The organism is Bacillus sp. N5-665, assembly GCF_022637375.2.
GTDB classification, from domain to species: domain Bacteria; phylum Bacillota; class Bacilli; order Bacillales; family Bacillaceae_G; genus Bacillus_A; species Bacillus_A wiedmannii.
On record NZ_CP093325.1, the window covers coordinates 4,081,518 to 4,103,834 of the forward strand.

Annotated in this window: 23 protein-coding genes and 1 riboswitch; of the genes, 2 read left to right on the plus strand and 21 right to left on the minus strand. The window is 35.2% G+C overall.

Annotated elements, in window-relative coordinates:
- Positions 1-25 precede the first annotated feature (25 nt).
- The 8 genes from gudB to MNO09_RS23525 all read right to left on the minus strand — a co-directional run bounded on the left by gudB (position 26) and on the right by MNO09_RS23525 (position 7,705).
- Positions 26-1,312 carry an NAD-specific glutamate dehydrogenase gene (gene gudB, locus MNO09_RS23490; RefSeq protein WP_000225171.1) on the minus strand — a complete coding sequence of 429 codons (1,287 nt, stop codon included), beginning with the start codon at positions 1,310-1,312 and terminating at the stop codon, positions 26-28.
- Between the two features lie 351 nt (positions 1,313-1,663).
- Entirely contained in the window at positions 1,664-2,272 is a 609-nt protein-coding gene (locus MNO09_RS23495; protein ID WP_001235391.1) for a genetic competence negative regulator, read from the minus strand.
- A 77-nt stretch (positions 2,273-2,349) separates the two neighbouring features.
- Positions 2,350-3,225: a MerR family transcriptional regulator gene (locus MNO09_RS23500; protein ID WP_001142645.1), complete on the minus strand. Its 876-nt coding sequence runs from the start codon at positions 3,223-3,225 to the stop codon at positions 2,350-2,352.
- Positions 3,225-4,001, minus strand: a complete 777-nt coding sequence (locus tag MNO09_RS23505) for a metallophosphoesterase (RefSeq protein WP_000637807.1) — start codon at positions 3,999-4,001, stop codon at positions 3,225-3,227. Before MNO09_RS23505 ends, MNO09_RS23500 begins: the two co-directional genes overlap by 1 nt.
- A gap of 58 nt (positions 4,002-4,059) precedes the next feature.
- Positions 4,060-4,539, minus strand: coding sequence for a LysM peptidoglycan-binding domain-containing protein (locus MNO09_RS23510; protein ID WP_001231546.1), 480 nt, complete (start codon positions 4,537-4,539; stop codon positions 4,060-4,062).
- Between the two features lie 22 nt (positions 4,540-4,561).
- Positions 4,562-5,125: a CPBP family intramembrane glutamic endopeptidase gene (locus tag MNO09_RS23515; RefSeq protein ID WP_001025763.1), complete on the minus strand. Its 564-nt coding sequence runs from the start codon at positions 5,123-5,125 to the stop codon at positions 4,562-4,564.
- Positions 5,125-6,654 (minus strand): RecQ family ATP-dependent DNA helicase, encoded by a 1,530-nt coding sequence (locus tag MNO09_RS23520; protein ID WP_000763006.1) that lies wholly within the window; start codon positions 6,652-6,654, stop codon positions 5,125-5,127. Before MNO09_RS23520 ends, MNO09_RS23515 begins: the two co-directional genes overlap by 1 nt.
- Positions 6,644-7,705, minus strand: coding sequence for a YpbB family protein (locus MNO09_RS23525; RefSeq protein WP_001176984.1), 1,062 nt, complete (start codon positions 7,703-7,705; stop codon positions 6,644-6,646). The genes MNO09_RS23520 and MNO09_RS23525 overlap by 11 nt, the downstream gene beginning before the upstream one ends.
- Before the next feature lie 298 nt (positions 7,706-8,003).
- Between MNO09_RS23525 and MNO09_RS23530 the strand changes: the two genes are divergently transcribed.
- Positions 8,004-8,252: a ferredoxin gene (locus MNO09_RS23530; RefSeq protein ID WP_001151994.1), complete on the plus strand. Its 249-nt coding sequence runs from the start codon at positions 8,004-8,006 to the stop codon at positions 8,250-8,252.
- A 123-nt stretch (positions 8,253-8,375) separates the two neighbouring features.
- Here the strand turns inward: MNO09_RS23530 and MNO09_RS23535 are convergent, their stop codons facing one another.
- The gene (locus MNO09_RS23535) at positions 8,376-8,954 is read right to left on the minus strand and encodes an ECF transporter S component (RefSeq protein ID WP_000810851.1); all 579 of its coding nucleotides are present in this window, start codon (positions 8,952-8,954) and stop codon (positions 8,376-8,378) included.
- Positions 8,955-9,116: 162 nt separating this feature from the next.
- Positions 9,117-9,256: riboswitch (FMN riboswitch) on the minus strand.
- 245 nt (positions 9,257-9,501) lie between these two features.
- Here MNO09_RS23535 and MNO09_RS23540 point away from each other — a divergent pair.
- Positions 9,502-10,188, plus strand: coding sequence for a hypothetical protein (locus MNO09_RS23540; protein ID WP_000711800.1), 687 nt, complete (start codon positions 9,502-9,504; stop codon positions 10,186-10,188).
- A 30-nt stretch (positions 10,189-10,218) separates the two neighbouring features.
- Here the strand turns inward: MNO09_RS23540 and MNO09_RS23545 are convergent, their stop codons facing one another.
- From MNO09_RS23545 to MNO09_RS23600, 12 genes are all read right to left on the minus strand, one after another.
- Positions 10,219-10,833: a peptidoglycan DD-metalloendopeptidase family protein gene (locus MNO09_RS23545; protein WP_000866127.1), complete on the minus strand. Its 615-nt coding sequence runs from the start codon at positions 10,831-10,833 to the stop codon at positions 10,219-10,221.
- 85 nt (positions 10,834-10,918) lie between these two features.
- The gene (locus MNO09_RS23550) at positions 10,919-11,500 is read right to left on the minus strand and encodes a cob(I)yrinic acid a,c-diamide adenosyltransferase (RefSeq protein WP_000781282.1); all 582 of its coding nucleotides are present in this window, start codon (positions 11,498-11,500) and stop codon (positions 10,919-10,921) included.
- A gap of 138 nt (positions 11,501-11,638) precedes the next feature.
- The gene (resE, locus tag MNO09_RS23555; protein ID WP_000964664.1) at positions 11,639-13,414 is read right to left on the minus strand and encodes a sensor histidine kinase ResE; all 1,776 of its coding nucleotides are present in this window, start codon (positions 13,412-13,414) and stop codon (positions 11,639-11,641) included.
- Positions 13,414-14,130 (minus strand): DNA-binding response regulator ResD, encoded by a 717-nt coding sequence (resD, locus tag MNO09_RS23560; RefSeq protein WP_000426862.1) that lies wholly within the window; start codon positions 14,128-14,130, stop codon positions 13,414-13,416. Before resD ends, resE begins: the two co-directional genes overlap by 1 nt.
- A gap of 302 nt (positions 14,131-14,432) precedes the next feature.
- On the minus strand, positions 14,433-15,590 hold the full coding sequence (resC, locus tag MNO09_RS23565) for a cytochrome c biogenesis protein ResC (RefSeq protein ID WP_000250072.1): 1,158 nt from the start codon (positions 15,588-15,590) through the stop codon (positions 14,433-14,435).
- Positions 15,591-15,604: 14 nt separating this feature from the next.
- Positions 15,605-17,230 (minus strand): cytochrome c biogenesis protein ResB, encoded by a 1,626-nt coding sequence (gene resB / locus MNO09_RS23570; protein ID WP_088107038.1) that lies wholly within the window; start codon positions 17,228-17,230, stop codon positions 15,605-15,607.
- 121 nt (positions 17,231-17,351) lie between these two features.
- Positions 17,352-17,873 (minus strand): thiol-disulfide oxidoreductase ResA, encoded by a 522-nt coding sequence (gene resA, locus MNO09_RS23575; protein WP_000742206.1) that lies wholly within the window; start codon positions 17,871-17,873, stop codon positions 17,352-17,354.
- Between the two features lie 94 nt (positions 17,874-17,967).
- A complete protein-coding gene (gene rluB, locus MNO09_RS23580) occupies positions 17,968-18,696 on the minus strand; it encodes a 23S rRNA pseudouridine(2605) synthase RluB (RefSeq protein ID WP_000440552.1) in 729 nt (242 codons plus the stop codon).
- A gap of 292 nt (positions 18,697-18,988) precedes the next feature.
- Entirely contained in the window at positions 18,989-19,519 is a 531-nt protein-coding gene (gene spmB, locus MNO09_RS23585; protein ID WP_000029511.1) for a spore maturation protein SpmB, read from the minus strand.
- Positions 19,516-20,112 (minus strand): nucleoside recognition domain-containing protein, encoded by a 597-nt coding sequence (spmA, locus tag MNO09_RS23590; RefSeq protein WP_241950059.1) that lies wholly within the window; start codon positions 20,110-20,112, stop codon positions 19,516-19,518. Before spmA ends, spmB begins: the two co-directional genes overlap by 4 nt.
- Positions 20,105-21,229: a D-alanyl-D-alanine carboxypeptidase family protein gene (locus tag MNO09_RS23595; RefSeq protein WP_070168584.1), complete on the minus strand. Its 1,125-nt coding sequence runs from the start codon at positions 21,227-21,229 to the stop codon at positions 20,105-20,107. Before MNO09_RS23595 ends, spmA begins: the two co-directional genes overlap by 8 nt.
- A gap of 111 nt (positions 21,230-21,340) precedes the next feature.
- Positions 21,341-22,255, minus strand: a complete 915-nt coding sequence (locus MNO09_RS23600) for a superoxide dismutase (RefSeq protein ID WP_078183663.1) — start codon at positions 22,253-22,255, stop codon at positions 21,341-21,343.
- Between the last annotated feature and the right edge of the window lie 62 nt (positions 22,256-22,317).

Here is a 22,317-nt window from a genome sequence, read left to right on the forward strand (position 1 = left end):
AATCACGTTTTTTCACGATATAATATTATACCCAACCTCTGAAGCGACTTGCTTCAGCCATTTTACGAACACCGACCATATACGCAGCTAAGCGCATGTTCACTTTACGAACTTGTGCTGTTTCATAAATAGAATCAAATGATCTTACCATTACTTTTTCTAAACGTTGTTCTACTTCTTCTTCAGTCCAGTAGTAACCTTGGTTATTTTGTACCCACTCAAAGTAAGATACTGTCACACCTCCAGCACTTGCTAATACGTCTGGAACAAGTAAAATTCCGCGATCTGTTAAAATTTTAGTTGCTTCTAATGTTGTTGGACCATTTGCAGCTTCAACAACGATTTTCGCTTTAATATTATTAGCATTTTCTTCTGTAATTTGGTTCTCAATTGCAGCTGGAACTAAAATGTCGCAATCAAGTTCTAACAATTCTTTGTTTGAAATTGTATTATTAAATAGTTTTGTTACTGTACCGAAGCTATCACGACGGTCTAATAAATAATCAATATCTAATCCGTTTGGATCATGCAATGCACCGTAAGCATCCGAGATCGCAATAACTTTCGCGCCTGCATCATGCATAAATTTAGCTAAGAAGCTACCAGCATTACCGAATCCTTGAACAACAACGCGTGCACCTTTAATATCAATGTCGCGTTTTTTTGCAGCTTCGCGAATACAAATTGTTACACCTTTCGCCGTTGCTGTTTCACGTCCATGTGATCCACCTAATACAAGTGGCTTACCTGTAATAAATCCTGGTGAATTAAATTCATCAATACGGCTATATTCATCCATCATCCATGCCATGATTTGAGAGTTTGTGAATACATCTGGAGCTGGAATATCTTTCGTCGGTCCTACGATTTGGCTAATTGCTCGTACATAACCGCGGCTTAATCTTTCTAACTCACGGAATGACATTTCACGTGGGTCACAGATAATTCCACCTTTACCTCCACCGTATGGTAAATCAACAATACCACATTTTAAACTCATCCAGATCGAAAGTGCTTTCACTTCATTTTCTGTTACATTCGGATGGAAGCGAATTCCACCTTTCGTTGGACCAACAGCATCATTATGTTGTGCACGATATCCTGTAAATATTTTAACAGTCCCGTCATCCATACGAACTGGTATTTTCACTGTCATCATACGAATTGGTTCTTTTAATAATTCATATACTTCGTTTGGATAACCCAATTTTTCTAATGCTTCACTAATAACAATTTGTGTCGAATTCAATAGTTCAAAATGTTGTTCCCTTTGTTGTTGTGTTTTTGTTTGAGTTCCCTTTTCGGCTACCATAGTAAGTAAACCCCCTGTAATTTCACTTGTTTAGTAAACCTTCATTGCCTAGTATACACCGTTAAATTTGGAATGCAATAGAAAACGCTAACAAATATATACAAACTATTTCCTGTTGCAAGCGTTTTCACTATCATTATAGTCCTTTTATTGCTTTTAGAAAAGTAAAATACTTAAATATTTAAATATTTTTTATTTTACTTATATATAACAACTTAAGAAGATATTTTTAAGTATAGTAAAGAGCGCCCAAATATTTATGATTCCCGCTATACCATTAATCGTTTTGATATTTTCAGACCAACATTTTAGGTTTCTCCAAATAAAAAACAAAACCTTAGCTTTGTTATATTAGCTAAGGTTTTGTTTTTTCACAAAGTAATTGTGTATTTGTTCAATTGCTTGAGAAGCCATTAATTCTTTACCATACTCCATTAGACGATAAATAGTTGCTGTAGACGGATTACCATATTCCGCTAAAATAGCTATAAAATCTGCCTTCAGTAATTGAACTTGCTCCTCTTCTTCCATCCAAAGATAGAAACGCCCATCCCACGTATATAGTTTTCCGCCAGTTACATCAAGGTTATATAAACGATTCGACAGGTTAATTACGTCATCTAGTGTAGCAAACTCATAAAGTATATGCTCGCTTTCATCTAGAGTCACTTGCATTTCAATAAACTCGTCACGGAACTCATCATCTGTATCCACATCTTGATGTTCTTTCGTTACAATTACGACCATTCCTTGCGCTTGTAGAGAAAATACTTCAACTGCAATCGGGCCATCCGCTTCAAACCCTAGTTCCTTATTTGCTTCTTGCATCATATCACGAAATAATTGCTGTACTTTCGGTGCATTTCTCCACAAATCTTCTTTCGTTAACCCTCGTTCAGATAAATCATCAAATGTTAAGAAAATTTTTATCTTATTGTAATTTAATCGTTCCAGCCTCATCTCATACCCTCCCTACGTAACCAATGAATATAATTTTTATTATATGAAATAGAAAATAGATGGTTCTTTTCGAACAACTATTCTAACATTTTTAACCAATCATCCCATTCTTCTTTCGTATCACCAATTAGGCATGTTTGAATGTTCAACTGATCTCGAGCACCTATTTCTCCTATAAATCCAACAGAAAGTTTCTCACTTTTTTCTTGCAACAAACTCATGTCTTTCATCGCGTTCTTAAGTTCTCGTTCCTCATCAAAAGAGACTACTACATATGTAGGTTGTATTTGCTCAACAGCTAACAAAATACCATCTTCCGCTAAGCTTGACCTAATATATATCACCTCATATCCTTTTAAGCGTAAATACGTTGAGAAAACAAACCCTTTCAACATATTATTTTCTAACACGACAACTTTGTGTATAGAAGAAAATGATGATGCATTATGATACACCATTCCTAGACGAGTTTGTAAAAATGATACGACATATTGGAATTGCACCATTGTAACTTCATTATTATTTTTTAACGTTAACAATTTATTTGACACTTGAAGAACAATACTTGCTATGACTTTTTCTGTTGCATAAATACTGAAAGCCTCGTTTAACAATGCAGAAGTTGTAATTTCATCAAATTTTAACAAAGCTTGCAGTAAATCGTCCACTAAAACAACTTCTCTATCGTAATGTATTTCTTTTTGAACATTACTCTGCAAACGATTCCCTTCTAATAATTGAACTGCTTGTCCAATCATCATGCCGGAAGAAACCTTGTCCATTAACCATTTCAAAATTTGAATATGCTCTTCTGTATATAATCGATGCCCCGCATGATTCCGCTTTGGGGCAATAATTTGATATCGTCTTTCCCATGCACGAAGCGTACTCGGCTGAATTCCAATTATATTCGAAACAGCTTTTATGTTATATTTCCCGTTTAGAGTTGGCATCATTTCCCTCCGCACAACGTAATAATATGTGTTTGAGCAGGTGCTCGGAAGCGAAGTGGAATCAACGTTGTTCCATATCCATTACTAACAAAAAGAGTCATATTTGAATGCTTATATACGCCACCTTTTAAATATTTTTTAGATGGGAATAATCGAATCTGTCCTCCATGTGTATGTCCACTTAACACAAGTGAAATTTGTTCTTTTCCAGACATTTTATTTATTATATCAGGGTTATGGCTAATTAATATGCGAAAACCATCTTCTTTGCAATCAGCCAACGCTAAATCTAAACGATCACGCTTCAAACCAACATCATCTACACCGAGTAAACAAATTTTTTCTCCTAGTTCAGACTCAAATACAACTCTTGTATTATCTAAAACTTTCACATTATTTTCTAATAAAAAAGCATCTAATTCATGATATTCAATCTCATAATCATTATTTCCCCACACAAAATATACAGGAGCTATCGCTCTTAACTTTTGTATATTTGCAGAAATTTTCGATAAAGGGACGCCTCTTTCCGCTAAATCACCGCCAATAATTACAAGGTCTACTTTTCCTTTTACTTGTTCAATTAATGAACTTGAAATGACCCTTCTATGAATATCAGAAATAAAAAACACCTTTACTTTTTGAAAACTTTTCGGAAATTCTTCAAAAAGTAAAGTATGTTCTAACACAGTATTACGCATCGCTTCTGTATACATTACAAGAAGAAATATAATACCAATACATATGAGAGCACTTAATAAGATAATCCATATCATATATTTTTTACTCCCTTCCTCATAAAGATAATCCTCCGTTTTTATAGTAGGTATGTTACTAGCTATCCTGCTTTGCGGACTTATCTTTTATCGGAATTTTTATTTCTTGACCTACATTCACTTCATCTTCTTGTAAATCATTATACTTTTTAATCACTTCAATCCCAGTTTCATCTGAAAAATATTGCTTCGCTATACTTTCTAAAGTTTCTCCTTCTTTTACCGTATGCGTTACTACTTTCTCAGATGTTGCCTCAGACTCAGATTTAGCTGAATCAAAGAAAATGACCTCAAACGCACTTTTCCCAGCGTTATTACCATCACTTTTCACCTGAATATATTTATCTGTATACCATAAGATACTAATTGGTAGTAATATGAATAGAAATGTTAAAACTCGGACGAAAATATGATTCATTTTAAACTTTTCTTTTTTCTCTTTATTTCTATGAATTTCACTACGCGGCGGCAAACTTTCTTTTTCTTCCACTCGCTCAACTTCTAATTCCTCTTCGAAATCAGGAATTCGTTTTCTCATGTTGTTCACCACCACCTTCCATTTATTTTCTTAATTGGAGTCCCATTATAAAATCAACAAGAAAGTGTGCAAAGATTGTTATAAACAAATTTCCTGTCCATTCAAATACATAACCAAAGACAAAACTAATGAAACAGACGAAACAAAACAAAAATGGCTTTGTTATATACCGAATATGTAACACTGCAAATACTAAACTCGCTATTACAATTCCAAAGTGCGTCTGCACTACACCTCTAAATAAAAATTCTTCTGCAAAGCCGATAATGAACGTAATAACGAGTAGGTGCATAACTGACATTCCTTGAAACATCTTATCGTTAATACCACCATCATCAAACCAAGACTCTGGAAATACTCGCATTGCAACATAATCTAATAACACAATACCAATCGCCAACAAGCCACCTATTATAAGTATAGACACCGGTTCCCACTTCCACAGACTATACACCGATTTTATATCTCGGAATAATATATATGCTAGTAAACAACCGATACCGATAATAATGAACTGTGTGATATACAGATTCAGCCTTATTTCTTTCGGACTCATATCTTCAATATTATGCCTTTGAATGTTCATCATTCCCCCATCTTTTCTAGACCGAAAAGCTTTTGTAACTCTGTTTCCCAATTATAGTCGAAATCCGATTGTTGCGCTTGTCTTTTTTTATAATCTGTTTTTGTAATACCACAATAGTCACAGCAATTTTTCAACTCGTTCTCTTTTCTATAACCGAACTGTTGTAACAAATATTCACGCCTACATTCTTTCCCTTGTATCCACGATTTCATGTTTTCTAGCTCACTATATTTATTACGTAGCCTTATTTCTACTTCAGCTATTAATCTGTTCATAATTTCATCTGACAAGCTCTCTAATTTTAATTTTCGCTGTTGTATGATTCCAAGCTGTTCAAGATGATAGCGGATGAAACGCCAATATTGTTCATTAAATCTTGCTGCATTATAACAAATTTCTTCTACCTCTTCTATTGGTAATTCTTTCGTTTGAAACATTCTTTCTTGTAGTAAAGAGAATAAAAATTGTATTTGCGACTGACTTGGCAATTCATCTTCAATTATTGAAATTGGCAAATCGTGATCTAACGGACTACATAGTAAGATAGCTATACTCGGTTCACCATCTCTTCCAGCTCTTCCGATTTCTTGTAAATAGGAAGCTATATTAGTCGGATAATGAAAATGAATAATATAGCTCGTATTCGACTTATTTACTCCCATACCAAAAGCACTTGTACATATTACAAGCTGCAACTGGTCATTCATAAACTGCTGTTGAATTAACATACGCTCTTCATGTTCCATACCACCATGATAAAAAGCGACACCAGTCACGCCTTTTCCTCTTAAATACTCCGTTAAACGTTCTGTCCACGCTCTGCTTGAACAATATACAATCCCTGGCCCTTGTAAATACATCACCTGGTCCAAAAGCGCTTCTTTCTTCTCTTCTATCGTCTCCACAAATTGTACTTCCATCGCAATATTTGGACGATCAATAGAGTATACATGCTGCGTCACTTTCTTCAAATCTAAACTCTCTGCTATATCTCGGAGTACATCTTTTGTCGCTGTTGCCGTTAATGCTAGCACCGTAGGAGACCCGATATTTTCAATGACTACATTTAGTTTTTTATAGTCTGGCCTAAAATCATAACCCCATTGTGAAATACAATGAGCCTCATCTACAACAAATAATGAAATATGAACTTTCTTCAATTCTCTTATTAACACTTCCGACTGCAACATCTCTGGTGAAACAAAAATAAATTTATATGAAGCTAATTTTTTCATCGCTTCTCTTTTTTCATGTAATGTCCGAAAACTATTAAATGCTATTACTCGGTTTTTCACAACATACTTTAATTGTGTAACTTGATCTTCCATCAAAGATAATAATGGTGATACAACAAGCACGGTCCCTTCTTGCATTAGCCCTGTAAGTTGATAGCACATAGACTTCCCTCTTCCAGTCGGGAGCATTGCTATAACATCTTTTCCTTCTAATAAATCTGTAATTACCCCTTTTTGCCCTGTACGAAATTCAGAATATCCAAACCATCTATATAAATATTCCTCAAGCTTCATTTATACCCTCCATCCGCGCCAATACAAGACGAACTTCAAAATAAGAGATACCCTCTCCAACCGCTTGTTTCAACTCACGCAACTTACGTGTTTGTAATGCCTCAATTACTTTTGTTACTTTATCTATTTTGTCTTTTTCCATAAACATCTCGATTGAAAACTCTTTTTCCCGCAAAGCAATTTCAACAAAATGATCTTCTATCGTTGCAACCTTTAAATTTCTAATTGTCGCTATTTCATCTAAAGAGCGTCCTTGTCTCCAAAAATTATATGTTTTTTTCGTTGATAAACTAAATAATTCAGCTCTCTCATTTGGATAAGAGATAATCTCAGCTAATAGCGGAAATTCATTTTCTTTATCGTGAACTTCTTGTATAAAGAAGTGAATTGTACCCCAAAATAAAAAATACACCCGGAATATATCTTGTTTCGTAATTTCCGCTAATTGCTGCAATGTACAACCGATACGTTCATATCCTGTTAATCTATATGTTACAATCGTTGCTTCTACCACATCACCTTTTCCTAAAAGATTATGTATTTCTTTCCATAATATTTTAGCCAATTCACTTCGCCTATATGGTATACCTGTTAAAAAACGTTTTACCCACATCATTATTTCTGTATCTTGTTGAATGGGAATAAACTTCGTATTATTCTGTTGTAAATTAGATATAGTTTGAATAATTAATGATAATCGTTTCCAAAATGTTTCACCTAATTCACCATAGTGTAAACCATGTAAATGCGTGGGAAAAGCATACACTTCCTCCCATGTATGTAACTGCATTTTACCTTTAGATGTTAACAAATATGTATTTTCATGTATTTCTCGAATCAAATCTGCTTGCAACAACTTTGCAACTTCACGATCATAATCTGTTCTATTTAACGATTTATATATTCCAAACAAAAATGAAATTCGGAACATATTTCCATCTTGTAACGTTTGCGAAGATCGTTTTCCTTTTAATAAATAATAAATAGAAGAAACGGTCCTTTCACCATTCAATTGTTTTAAACAATACAATAAAGTATATTGTAGTTGCATTACCGCTTCCACCTTTCAATCTAGCTTAATTACTTTTTAGTATGATTGCACCATTCTATGTTACTCATTAAACTTATCATATCGGCACTATGTACTTGTATATAGTATATTGTACCAAACGAAATAACATTTACGTATTTTGAAAATCTTATGACATAATGCAAAAATTAGTTGACACTCTAATTGATAAGGATTATCATTATAATTTTATGTTGAAAAGTTTTAAAAACCGTTTTACAATAAGGTTATAATTTTTATGGCGAGCTTTTCACATACATATTATCAGGAGGGAAAAAAGATGGCAAAATATACAATCGTTGATAAAGATACTTGTATCGCATGTGGTGCTTGCGGCGCTGCTGCACCAGACATTTATGATTATGATGATGAAGGTATTGCATTTGTAACGTTAGACGATAACCAAGGTATCGTTGAAATTCCAGATGTATTAATTGAAGATATGATGGATGCATTCGAAGGTTGTCCAACTGACTCAATTAAAGTTGCTGATGAATCATTTGATGGCGACTCTTTAAAATTCGAATAGTCTTTTATTAACTTCAAAAAATATCCCTCATTAATATGAGGGATATTTTTTGTTTTCTATTTTCATTCTACTTAATAAAAAACCACTAGTAGTTCCATACTACTAATGGTTTTATTTTATATTTTATGCATTTTTCATTTTTGCAAACACCCATACTTTCAGGCGTGAGAATAACGCTACAAATACAATTGTCACAACAATTCCTTTAATCAAATTAAATGGTAAGATTGCCGTTACAACCGTTGTTCTTATAGCCTCGCTAGACATAGCTGGTGAATTTAAAAACCAAGTGTAAGCTGGGAATATAATGATGTAATTTAATACACTCATAATGAGCGCCATTGTAATTGTCCCTAGCATTAATCCTGTCGTTAAACTCTTAACAGTACGATACTTTCTAAATAAGAAAGCTGCCGGTCCAATAAATAAACATCCTGCAATAAAGTTAGCAATTTCTCCAACTGGCACTCCCGTTAAACTCCCTTGAATTCCGTAATGTAAAATATTCTTTATCGCCTCTACAATTATCCCTGCAACTGGCCCGAAAATAATTGCTGCAATTAGAGCTGGTACATCACTAAAATCAATTTTTAAAAATGGCGGAAGCCCTGGAAACGGGAAATCCAACATCATCAGTAAATATGCAATACTACTTAGCATCGCTACACTCACCATCTGCACTACACTGTTTTTTTGTTTCATCTTTCTCTCTCCTTTTCCATCGATCTTCTCATGGAAAGTGGAAAGGTTCTGCTATGCCTACTTTTTCATAGAACGAAAAAACCCTTTGTGTTTTACACAAAGGGAGAATTTAAGGCACATCAAACAGACGTTCAAATCCATATCTTTTTTGAACGCTTGAACCTCCATCTTCTCCCATCCAGACTATACTGTCGGCTTTGGAATCACACCAAATCCTGCCTTAACGGCTCGCGGGCTTAGAACAAAATCACATATAGTTCATCACCGCCGGTCGGGATTTTCACCCTGCCCCGAAGATAGACCGATATTCTATTTTCCACTTTATTATACAACAACATAATCGTATTGTGAACAAAAAAAGTGTAACTTATTAAAAATAAGTTATTAATTTTATATAATTAAAACCAATCACTATATTTTACAATACACCCCAGATTTTTTAGTATTCGGCATTTCCCCTACGAATCCCCTAGTCATATATAATGAAAAGTGATAAGATGTTGAATTGTTAAGATAAGAACATTTTCTGGATTATGGAGGAAATGTCATGAAAAAAGAAAAGAGACACTCTATTCGAGAAGCAATGAAAAAAAACTTAAGAAAAGAATACTTTTACTTAAAAAAAGAATTACTTTTCTACTGTCCAATTGATTTAGGCACATTCTCAAGCGAGACATACTATGCTGCTTTCGATGAAGATGGCATCAGTATTTATCAGTATGATAAAAAAACAGAGAGTAAATTAAAACTGTGTGAGCGTCACCCATGGAAGAGTTGGAATAAAGTGAAGGTGGATCATTATTTGACAACTTCTCAATTTATTTTTCAAGGTGAGCGAAACTGGATATTATCCCTTTTCCAAAAAGGAAAAGAAGCTCAAAAAATAATTGAAGAGCACACATCTTTACAAACTGAAGTTGTTTCCCGCTCTTTCTTAAAAAAACTTCCAGGGTTCCGTTCTAATGCACCGTTGAATAAATACATCGGCAGCATTTGCTACACTGCACTTATTGCATTTTTATTAAAATGGATGATTCCATTTCAAGCACCACAAATCGCCCTGTACTCCATTTCAATCGGTTGTATGCTTCTTGGTTTACTTTGTTTGACAATCGGTTTAATTGAACCGACTATTGTACTATTTCGAACGAACGAAAAAACAAGAACGAAAGTATTTTACTTATATAGCTACTTAGCTATTTCTGGATTTATATGTGTCTTTATTTTTTGGTAAAAAAAAGAGCTAGTTTAACTAGCTCTTTTTTTACTTTACGTATAATTGTTGATTTGGATAAATCCAATCTTGCTGCAGTCCATTTTTATCTTTAACTTCCTTAACTGACATACTAAATTTCCGTGCAATACTAACTAAAGTGTCCCCTTTTTGGACGACATATAAGGATGAGGAAACAACTTCATTTCTCTGTTCATTTAGAACAAGCAATGGATTCATCGCATTCTTTTTCGCCATCGTCCATCTTCCTTGATGAACTTCTAAATGTAAGTGTGCACCTCTCGATTCTCCTGTATTTCCTACTTCTCCAATTATTTCTCCTTTTGAAATATAATCCCCTTGAACTACATATCTCTTATTTAAATGCGCATACACGGCCTCATATTCTCCATGTTTAATAAATACAACGTTTCCATAACTACTTGAATAATAAGCCTTTGTTACCTTACCTTCTTGAATAGCTGCCACAGGCGTGCCAATCGGTGCCGCTATATCTATACCGTAGTGTTTTCCATGCCTTGTCCCAAAATAATCACTTATCTGCCCTTCAACAGGCCATGTCCATTGATTTCCCTCTGCGTACACATGTAATTGAGATAAAAACAATACCGTCAATAACATGACGCCACATTTTAACACTTTCATATACATCCTCCGTTTTCTAATTAACACCATACCTTCTCTTATTTTGGTATATTACAGAAAAAAGTATACAAAAAAAGAAAGTGAATCACTCCACTTCCTTCTCGTTTTTATCACGAAAAACGATTGCACTGCGATTATACTCCACATCTTTTACTTGTAATCGAGCGTTTATTACTCTAGCCACTGCAAACAAATAATCAGATAATCTATTTACATACTTTAGAACAACTTCATTTATTTCCCCTTCTTTTTGCAAGGACACTACACATCGTTCTGCTCGCCTTACAACTGTACGTGCAATATGAATAGCAGCTGCCGCTTCGCTTCCACCTGGTAAAATAAAACGCTCTAACGGCGGTGCTTCTTCTATATACGAATCAATCCTTCTTTCTAAGCTTTCAACCATTTCAACCGTTACTTTATAAGGAATTTTCCCCTCTACTATCGCCAAGTCTCCCCCGCAATCAAATAGTTCATGTTGAATATTTTCAAGTTCATTGTAAATATCTCCAAAAGATCCGCCTTGTAGCTTAGTCATTGCATATCCAATATGAGAATTCGCCTCATCTATCGTGCCATATGCTTCAACTCGGATATTATCTTTATCCACTCTGCCGCCTATTACACTTGTTGTCCCTTTATCTCCTGTTTTCGTGTATAATTTCATCGCTTCACGACACCCCTCTTGCTATTCTTCATTCGACTAAGATAGAAAAAAAAGTTCTACTGTTATTTATTTAATTGATTTTACAAAAAAATAAAAAACAGTAGAACTTTATTCATTATCAACTTTAAAAACGTATATCTAAATTATACGATTCGGTAAATATACAGAGAATGTAGTTCCCTCTCCAACAACACTTGAAACAGCAATTTTACCATCATGGCCTTGCACAATATTTTTTGCAATCGCAAGCCCGAGCCCTGTTCCACCTTTTTTTCCACGTGTTCTTGCTTTATCAGCTTTGTAGAAACGATCAAATAAAAATGGAATATCTTCTTCTGGAATACCAGCGCCCGAATCTTGTACTTCAAAAGTAAGACCATTATTTTTCGTATCAATTACAAGCGTTACATGTCCGCCTGCATTCGTATGACGAATTGCGTTATCAATTAAATTCGTCAATACTTGTTCCATGCGATCTGCATCAAACGGGTATTGTTCAATTGGATTCTGGAAATCAACCGTTAATGCGACTTCTTTATCCTTTGCAATCCCTTGGAATTTACGACCTATTTTTTCAACGAAAGGATGAATATCAACTTCACCTATATGTAACTCTACATTACCACTTTCCATACGCGCTAAATCTAATAGTTCATTTACAAGTTTACCTAAACGAACAGATTCATCATAAATGATTTGAACAAACTCATTAATTTCTTCTTTCGTTTGCACAATATCATCTAAAATCGCTTCACTATAACCTTGAAGCATTACCATCGGTGTACGAAGTTCATGTGATACGTTCGCGATAAAGTCTTGACGCATCTTTTCAAGACGGCGTTCTTCCGTCATATCACGTAATACAGCTACAGCACCACGAATTTTCGTTTGGTTGTAAAGCGGCGTCATAAGAACTACATAGTTCCCTTTTTGTAAATTAATTTCAACCACTTGTTGTTGTTCACTTTCTACAACGAGATGGAATAGTTCAACAAGTTCAGAAGGTAGTTTTTTACTTAGCTCTACTTCTTTTTCCTCTTGCCAAACTTGTAAGAAATGTTCAGCCGGCGGATTAATTACAACGACTTCACCTTCTTGATTTAACGTAATAACCCCATCTGCCATACTACTTAAAATACTTGCTAACTGTTCTTTTTCTTGTTGCAGGGCATTCATATTAAACTTCAACTGTTTCCCCATTTGATTTAAGGCCGTTGCAAGCTCACCAATCTCGTCCTGAGATACCATAGGAGCTTTCGCATCAAACTTCCCACGCGCCACCTCAAAAGCAACCTCACGCATTTTACGGAGTGGTGCTGTAATTCGAGTAGATAAGAAGAATGCAAAGAACGTTGTTAATATAATCGCAATCCCTGCTGATAAGAATATAAAATCAGTCGTTCTCTCCATACCTTGTATCGGTACTTGTAAAGATTCGTATACGAACACTGCACTTTGATTTTTTGAATGCACTGGTTTTCCGACAATCATAATATCATTTTCAGTGTTTTTATTCTTTCTACTATTAGAGGCTTTTCTAATGTTATTCTTAATTTCTTTTTTGTCTGTAAAAACAGCCGCTAATTCTTTATCTTCTTTCAAATCATCCATTGTAAGAGTGACTAACCCTTCTTGTTTCGGCGAAGAAGATATTTCTTTACCATCTTCTACAATAATGATCCTTGAAAGTGGATCAGAGAATTTGTACGCGATATTCTCAATCGTTTTTACATCGGCACCTTCTTCAATTAACTCTGAAACACTTGTTGCAACTTTTTGAAGCCTAGCTTCACTCATATCAACATAATATGTTCTAAAAAACTGTGAAAGTAAAATCGCAACAAATCCAAGCACAAACGAAACGAGAAGTAATATGGTCATCCATAACTTCCCTACTACACTTCTCCAAAGCATCAGTCGTTCACAACCTCAAACTTGTAACCTACGCCCCAAACGGTAACAATCATCTTTGCAGCATCTGGTGATTTTTTGCTTAACTTCTCACGTAAACGCTTTACATGCGTATCAACTGTACGTAAATCTCCGAAGAATTCATATTGCCATACTTCTTTTAACAATTGCTCACGATCAAATACCTTATCAGGCGCTTTCGCTAAGAATAATAGTAATTCGTACTCTTTCGGTGTTAAGTTTACTTCATTACCATCTGCTGTAACACGGTGTGCATCATTATCAATTGTTAAATGAGGGAACACAGTAACATCTTTTGTCGTTGTATCTTGTGTAAAGAACGTTGTTGGTACAGAACGGCGTAAGACCGCTTTCACACGAAGCACTACTTCACGTGGGCTAAATGGTTTCACAATATAATCATCAGTTCCTACCTCAAACCCTTGTACTCGGTTTACTTCTTCACCCTTCGCTGTCAACATAATAATTGGCGTCGCTTTCTTCTCACGAACCCCTTTACACACTTCAATACCATCTTTACCTGGCATCATAAGATCTAATAGGATTAAATCGTAATCATTTTGTAACGCCATTTCTAAAGCTGTATCACCATTGTCCGCTTCTTCAATTGTGTATTGTTCTCTTTCTAAATACATTTTCAACAAACGACGAATACGATCCTCATCGTCTACAATTAAAATTCTTGATTCATTTTCCATTTCTACCCGTTGCGTACTTTTACCACAACGGTTTACACCTACCCTTCTACACTAGTATGTTACGCTATTCTCGTTTATTTAAGCAATCTTCTAAATGTTTCACTTCCCATATTATGCTTCACAAGAATAATAAAGTTTGTTCAATTTTTTTCCAAAACTATGTATTTTTTTTGAACAGTATATAATGTCCTCGACATCATTTTACAAAACCAACCGCTACTTTGTCATGTTTTTCTCAAAAAAGAAGAAAAATTGACAAAAATAAAATAGGAAAGTGACATTCACTCTCCTATTTTATTTCTCTATGCGTATGAATGTAAACCCGCGATAATTAAGTTTACTACAATAAAGTTAAACATAATGATTGCAAAACCAATTACCGCTAACCACGCTGACTTCTCTCCGTGCCACCCTTTTGATAAGCGTAAATGTAATACCGCCGCATAAAAGAGCCAAGTAATAAGCGCCCAAACCTCTTTTGGATCCCAACCCCAAAAACGTGTCCACGCTATTTGAGCCCAAATCATGGCGAAAATTAATGCACCTAATGTGAAAACTGGGAATCCAATTGCAATAGAACGATATCCGATTTCATCCAGTAAATCACTATTTGTATTCTTTACTAACGGCTGAAGTGCTGCCGATACTCGTTTGCGTAAAACAAGTCTTAATACAATATAAAGTAATGTCCCAACTAACACTGACCAAATAACAGTATTTAATTTTTTCGCATTTACAATCGCTGGAACTTCAACTGTCGGTTCTAATTTATTTTCTGTCAATAACTTTCCTTCGTGCGGTCCTACTAAAGCCGGAAGATTGTACTTCATTTCCAGTTGTTGTTCATTTTTATCAATCCATTGAAACTTCGCTTCATATTTCATACTAGAAAATACCGTTGTCACTCCAATAAAACCAACTGTACAAACAAGTGTGAACACTACCGTTTCTAACCAAAATGTACGTTTACTTCTCGTTGATTGATCTACATTTTTCAATAAATACATAACGCCCGTAATAAAACTAATTGCTAAAATTGCTTGTCCTGCTGCTGCAGTCGTCACGTGAATATGTAACCAATTACTTTTTAAAGATGGAATAAGCGGAGATATTTCCCGCGGAAACATACTCGCGTAGGCAATTAATAAAAGCGCAACTGGTAATGCAAAGAGTCCGATTATACTTACGCGATACATAAAATACATGACAATAAATGCTCCGACAAGCATCATGCCGAAAAACGTACCGAACTCAAAAAAGTTACTAACTGGTGCATGTCCTGATGCAATCCATCTTGTAACAAAATATACTGTTTGTGCAATAAACCCTAAAATTGTAATCGTTATTCCTATATTTGCCCATTTATGACCTTTTTCTTTAATTGCTCCCCCGAAAAATAGAGTGGCAATTAAATATAAAATAAATGCGGTAAAGAGAAAGTTACTACTTATTTGCACCATTTCGTTTCCCCACCTTAACTAATTTTTTTATCGACTACTTTATCGCTTGGTTGCGGAATTGCTGTACCTTCTAGCACTCTTTCAATATCTTTCTTTAAACCGAACCAATTTTTATTCGTATGTCCTGCAATCCACCATTCATCATTAACGCGTTGTATCCAAATACGGCGATGATTCCAATACATTCCTTGAATGACACCAACCATAAATATAAATCCTCCAATACCGAGTATCCAAAGCGTTAAATCTTTCCTTACAGTAAGTGCTGTTGCATTTTGCATTTCCACACCTGCAAACGACATTTTATATTTATTATTTCCATCAGGTTCTATATTTTGCTGAATACCAACAAAACTCACTTCACCATCTGGTGTTTCAGGCGTAAACATTTTAAACACAAATGCAGGGTTGTTTGGTAATTTCATTTTTGTATTTGGTCTTCCACTCTCATCAAAATAAAAATCAGGGAAATAGCTTAATAGTTCTAAAGAATAACCACTTCCTAAATCAAATTTTTCTGTAGGATTCGTTAAATCTACTTTAATCGGTCCCCACTTTTGATTATTTTCTTTGTTTTGCAAATGGAATGACATGCTTTTAAATTCACTTTCTTTGTAATCCACTTGATATACAGCAAATTGATCAAATTTCAGCGGTTCATTCACTCGAATTTCCGCTTCTTTTACTTTTTCTAATTTCGGTTTTTGTCCAGCTATATTTTCGCCGACCGCTTTATATAATACAGCATTCGTTTGGAAGTTTTTCGCAATCATTTTATCACCTACACGATCAATCGCTTCATCAAAAACTTCCTTGTCCTTACTTTTATCATAAACTTCCTTTATAAATTTCTCGTTTTTTAAATAGTATTGACCATCCGTTCCTGGTATTTCTTTCGTTTCACCATCACGTAACCAAAGTGCTTCGTCTACGTACATACTCGGTAAAAAACGGAGCATTGCACCGAATAAAAAGATAATGAGACCGATATGATTCACATATGGACCCCAGCGTGAAAACCGTCCCTTTTCAGCTAAAATGTTACCGTCTTCCACTTTCACATTATAGTTTGCTTTCTTTAAATTCTTTTGCACTCTTTCCAAGTCACCATCTTGTGGTGTACCAGTCCCGTATAATCTTTGTCTCTTTAAAAAGCTAGGGTGTCTTTTCACCCCTTGCTTCTTTAAAGCTTTATAAAGTGGTATGACACGGTCTAAGCTACATATCACAAGTGAAATACCAATTGAAGCAATTAAAATCATATACCACCATGAACCGTATAAATTATTAAATCCTAATTGATAGTATAATTGCCCTAAAAATCCGTATTCTTGCTTATAATATTCAGCTGGTGCAATTCCTGGAGTTATGTACATTTCTTGTGGAAAAATAGTTCCTATCGCTGATGCAGCTAAAGTGATTACAATGAGCCATACACCCACTTTTACAGAAGAGAAAAAGCTCCAAATTTTATCGACTATCGTTTTTGTTTGCGTGAGAGATCTCCGAGCACTCCCCTCATAGCGCATATCCAATAGTTTTATATTTTCATTGCTTTCAAATGGTTTCCCACATGCTTCACAAAAAACAGTTCCTATCGGATTAACATGTCCACATTCACACTTAATTTCTTTCAACAGTCTCACCGCCCCTGTATCTATATGTACTATTGTATATTCTAACCTCAAGTTACCACAATACTCAGAATTTTTAAACCAGAGGCGCTATATGAATGCACCTCGTATGTAAAGGCTTTCTTTATTACGGAGTAATTTTCTTTAAATATCCTTCTAACTGTTCTTTCGTTTGTTCACCTATAATTTGCTCCACTACTTTTCCATCTTTATCAATCAAAAAACTTGTCGGTAATGGTCCTACTCCATATGTCCCTATAATTTTTTGTCCTTTGTCAATGGCAACCGGGAATTTCAAACCATATTGGTTCACAAAGTTCTTAACAGCAATATCTGTTTCATCTGCATCTAACGCGATGATTTCAACGCCTTTTTCTTTATACTTTGGATATAATTCATTCATATACGGCATTTCTTTTTCACACGGTTTACACCAAGTGCCCCAAAAGTTTAAAAATACACCTTTTCCCTTTAAATCTTTTAGTTCAATTTTCTTTCCTTCTAAATCTGTCACAACAAAGTTAGGTGCTTCTTTTCCGATTTGCATTTTCTCCTTATCAGCAAAGAACCCTTGATAAAGTGTAAATCCTACAGCACCGCTTAAAATGAGCAGAATAATAACGCGAAATAATAAGCGATTTTTCTTCATATTGTCTCCCCTCTCTTCGACGAGTGATAAATATATGTATTTTTTAATAAATCACCAGCGGAGCATTCCACTGGTGAAAGTTTCACACTATCGATTAGCGCGGCTTTGTAGAAGCCAATGCACGTAATTGTTTCACCTCATGTGGTGACAATTCTCTCGCATCACCAGGTCGCAAGCTACCCACTTCTAAAAAGGCGTAGCGTTCACGCTTTAGTTTCACTACTTTACAATCTAACGCTTCAAACATGCGGCGTACTTGACGATTACGTCCTTCATGAATCGTTAATTGTACAATCGCAGTCTCTTTACGCTTGTCCCAAGAAATAATTTTCACTTGTGCTGGTGCTGTTTTCCCATCTTCTAATGCAACACCTCGTTCTAACATGCGAATTTTCTCACCTGTTAATGGCCCTTTAATTTTTGCAACATACGTTTTTTCAACTTTATATCTCGGATGCATTAATACATTTGCAAATTCCCCATCATTTGTCATCAATAATACGCCAGACGTATCATAATCTAAGCGTCCGATTGGGAATAAACGTTGTCTAATTTCAGGGAAAAAGTCTGTTACAACACTTCTTCCTTTATCATCTGATACACTTGAAATTACGCCAGTTGGTTTATATAGTAAAAAATAAACAGGTTCTTCTTTTTCAAGAGGGATGTTATTTACTTCTACTTTATCTTGAGGAGTTACTTTCGTTCCTAACTCCTTCACTATTTTTCCATTCACTTTTACTTTTCCTTGCTGAATTAATTCCTCAGCCTTTCTTCTCGATGCAATACCTGCTTGCGCAATCACTTTTTGTAATCGTTCCATTTCTTTTTTTCACCTCGAATTTATCTTACCTTACATTAGAAAGACTTGGCAACCGCATACGCTTGACGGCTATTTGCTTCATCTTACTTAAACAACATAGCGATGATAATAAACATATAAAGGGCAAATCATGTTTTTACCTTTTATTATTGTCCATATTCTTCATATTGCTCACAATAAAAGTTCATCATTTTGTCAAAAATACCGCATAAAAAAACCACTATTAAGCAACACCTTAATAGTGGTCGTATACGTATTATAAGCGAAATAGCATAAAAAATGAATAGCCGCCTTACTTAAACATTAAAGAAACAAACACAATTGAACAAATAATCCCGATTAAATCGGCAAAAAGTCCTACTTTTAATGCATCTCCCATTTTTCTAATTCCAACAGCTCCGAAGTATACTGTTAAAATATAAAAAGTCGTATCTGTACTCCCTTGCATCGTAGAAGCCAATCTTCCAATAAACGAGTCTGGCCCATATGTGGCAATTAAATCGGTCGTAATACTTAAACCAGCAGAGCCTGAAATAGGGCGTATAAGTGCTAGTGGAACAATTTCTGCCGGGACATGAATTAAATCTAACATCGGCTTCATTACTGATATCATTGCATCTAATGCACCTGAAGCTCGAAATATAGAAATAGATACGAGCATTCCAACCATAAACGGTAAAATGGAGATTGCAATTTGAATTCCTTCTTTTCCTCCCTCAACGAACGATTCATAGGTTGGCACTTTCTTTATCGTGCCATATAAAAGGATAAAACCAATTACACAAGGGATTACCCATAATGAAATTGTATTTACAATGCTCATTTTTTCCGCCCCTTCCTACTCCTTCTTCGGTAAAAATAGCGGTCAATCCAAATCGCTCCGATCATAGAGAGTACTTGTGCAATGAATGTTACCCCAACAATTTCAGTAGGATTCGCTGATTCATACGTCATTCGAATCGAAATGACAGTAGTAGGAATTAAAGTAATCGCTGATGTATTTAACGCGAGAAACGTTACCATAGAACGGCTCGCCGAATCCTTCCCTCCATTTAACTCTTTCAATTGTTCCATTGCTTTAATACCAAGAGGGGTCGCTGCATTCCCTAATCCAAAAAAGTTCGCCATCATATTCGATAAAATAAACCCCATTGACCGATGATCTTTCGGTATTTCTGGAAACAACCTTTTTACTATCGGCATAAAAAGTGACACTAACTTTTTTAACAACCCTGCTTCCTCTGCAATTTTCATTAAACCGAGCCAAAATACTAATACACTAATAAGTCCTATACAAATTGTTACTGCATCTTTTGCCCCGTCAAATACGGCTTTATTTATCGCTTCCATCGTTCCATTTATCATGGCATATACAATCCCTATGACTGCCATCGCTACCCATACAAGATTAACCATCGCTCCCAACACCTATCATATGAGAAAAAATTTCTTTCACATTATTCCAATACAGTCCCGTTGTCGCTACTAACTTTCGTTTACTATAAAATAAATTCCGTTCTCCAACTTTCTCGTTGCCAACATAAATTTCTGTCTTTCCAACTTTTACGCCATCATTAAGTTTTGCATTTTTATCGAGTTCAACTTTTAATACGACATTCTTTCTTTCCTGCTCAGTTAATGGCACCGCAAAACTATTTTTCGTATATACATGATTGGCATATTTCTTTTCAGTTATTTCAGCAAGAGCTCCTTGCCCTACAACGTTTGTTTGCTTAAAACTTTCAAAACCTTTATCAAATAAATTCATATGATCATCCCAATCGCTAGAAGCGCTTAAAGTTACGACAATTAGATCTAGTCCATCTTTTGATGCTGTTGTAACAAGTGTCCGCCCTGCTTTCTTCGTAAAACCTGTTTTTCCTCCTGTCGCAAATTCATAATAAGACGTCACGAGTTTATGTTTGTTTTTCCACGGATAATCCCACGAATCTGATTTATACTTTTTTGTCCCAAAAATCTTCTTAAAGGTTTCGTTCCCCATTGCATACTTTGTTAAAAGTGCCATATCATAGGCTGATGAATAATGAGATCCATCACCATCCAAACCATGTGGGTTTGAAAAGTGAGTATCTTTCATTCCAATTTGTTTCGCCTTTTCATTCATTAAATATACGAACCCTTCTATACTTCCTCCTACATTTTCAGCAATTACTTGTGCTGCATCATTACCAGATCTAAGCATGAGTCCGTATACTAAATCCTCTAACTTCACTTTCTGTCCAGGCTTTAAATAAATTGCTGATCCTTCTACTCTCACCGCTTCATTACTAACCGATACCATTTCTTTCATTTTTCCTGATTCAGCAGCTAACAAGGCTGTCATAATTTTTGTTATACTAGCAATTTTTTGTGGCTCATGTTCTGCTTTTCCGTATAATACACGACCGGACTGTTGCTCCATTAATACAGCATTTCGAGCACTGACATTACTGTTCATCTTTGCATATGTAGGAATTGGCATAACGCTTGCGTACATAATAAGAAGCGTGATTATTACACAAATTCGTCTCATATTTCCCCCCACGTCCTTTTGGCACTTTTTGTACAAGTGTATGCTTGGCCTTTTAAAATATGAACGAAATCTCTTTCTCCTTCTAATAAAAAAAACGCAGAAAACCTGCGTCTAATACGGTGTCCATTCAATTTGTTTCGCACTTTCAAATCTTTTTTCTACATCAGGCCAATTTACAACATTCCACCAGTTTTTAATATATTCATCTTTTCGATTTTGGTATTGTAAATAATACGCATGTTCCCACACGTCTAGTACGAGGAGCGGTATCGTATCCCATTGTGTAAATAATTGATGAAGTGTACTCTGCAAAATTTCTAATCTTCCAGATCGTGGTACCCAAACGAGAAGCGCCCAGCCTGATCCTTCCACTTTAGAAGCTGCTTCTGTGAAATGTTTTTGAAAACGTAAAAAACTCCCAAAATCTTGTTCAATCTGTTGTGAAAGAGCCCCTCTTGGACTTCCGCCACCATCTTTTTTCATGTTATTCCAAAATATCGTGTGTAAGTAATGACCTGATCCATGAAAAGCCGCTTCTCTTTCCCAATGCTTAATTAAATCAAACTGATTTGTTTTTCTCGCTTCTTCCATCATCTTCTCTGCCTTATTTAATCCTTCCACGTAACTGCGATGATGTTTATCATGGTGTAACATCATAATTTCTCTAGAAATATACGGTTCTAACGCATTATACGGATAAGGTAATGGTGGAAGTGTATGCCCTCCAATTGGAACAGCTCGTTCACTATCCCCTCTTTCACATAGTTCATATTCCTCTTCTCCCTGCACGAATACTTCCTGCAAATGATGCTGAATATGTTCTACATCATCACTTATTTCATACATAAACTCTGCATCTGTATCATACTCATGCTCTCTCATACGATCTAATAACGTTTGAATTTTATAAGCAAGCATATGGACATCATACACTTCCATTGCACGGCTATCTAATACGTGAAGAACACTTTCACACCAGCTTTCTACTTCATGAAAGTAATCTGTAAATACACCTTGCTGACTCATGTTACACCTCCTTAATGCTATCCCCATAAATATATTCAAAGGAAATCCCTTATATAACTTTA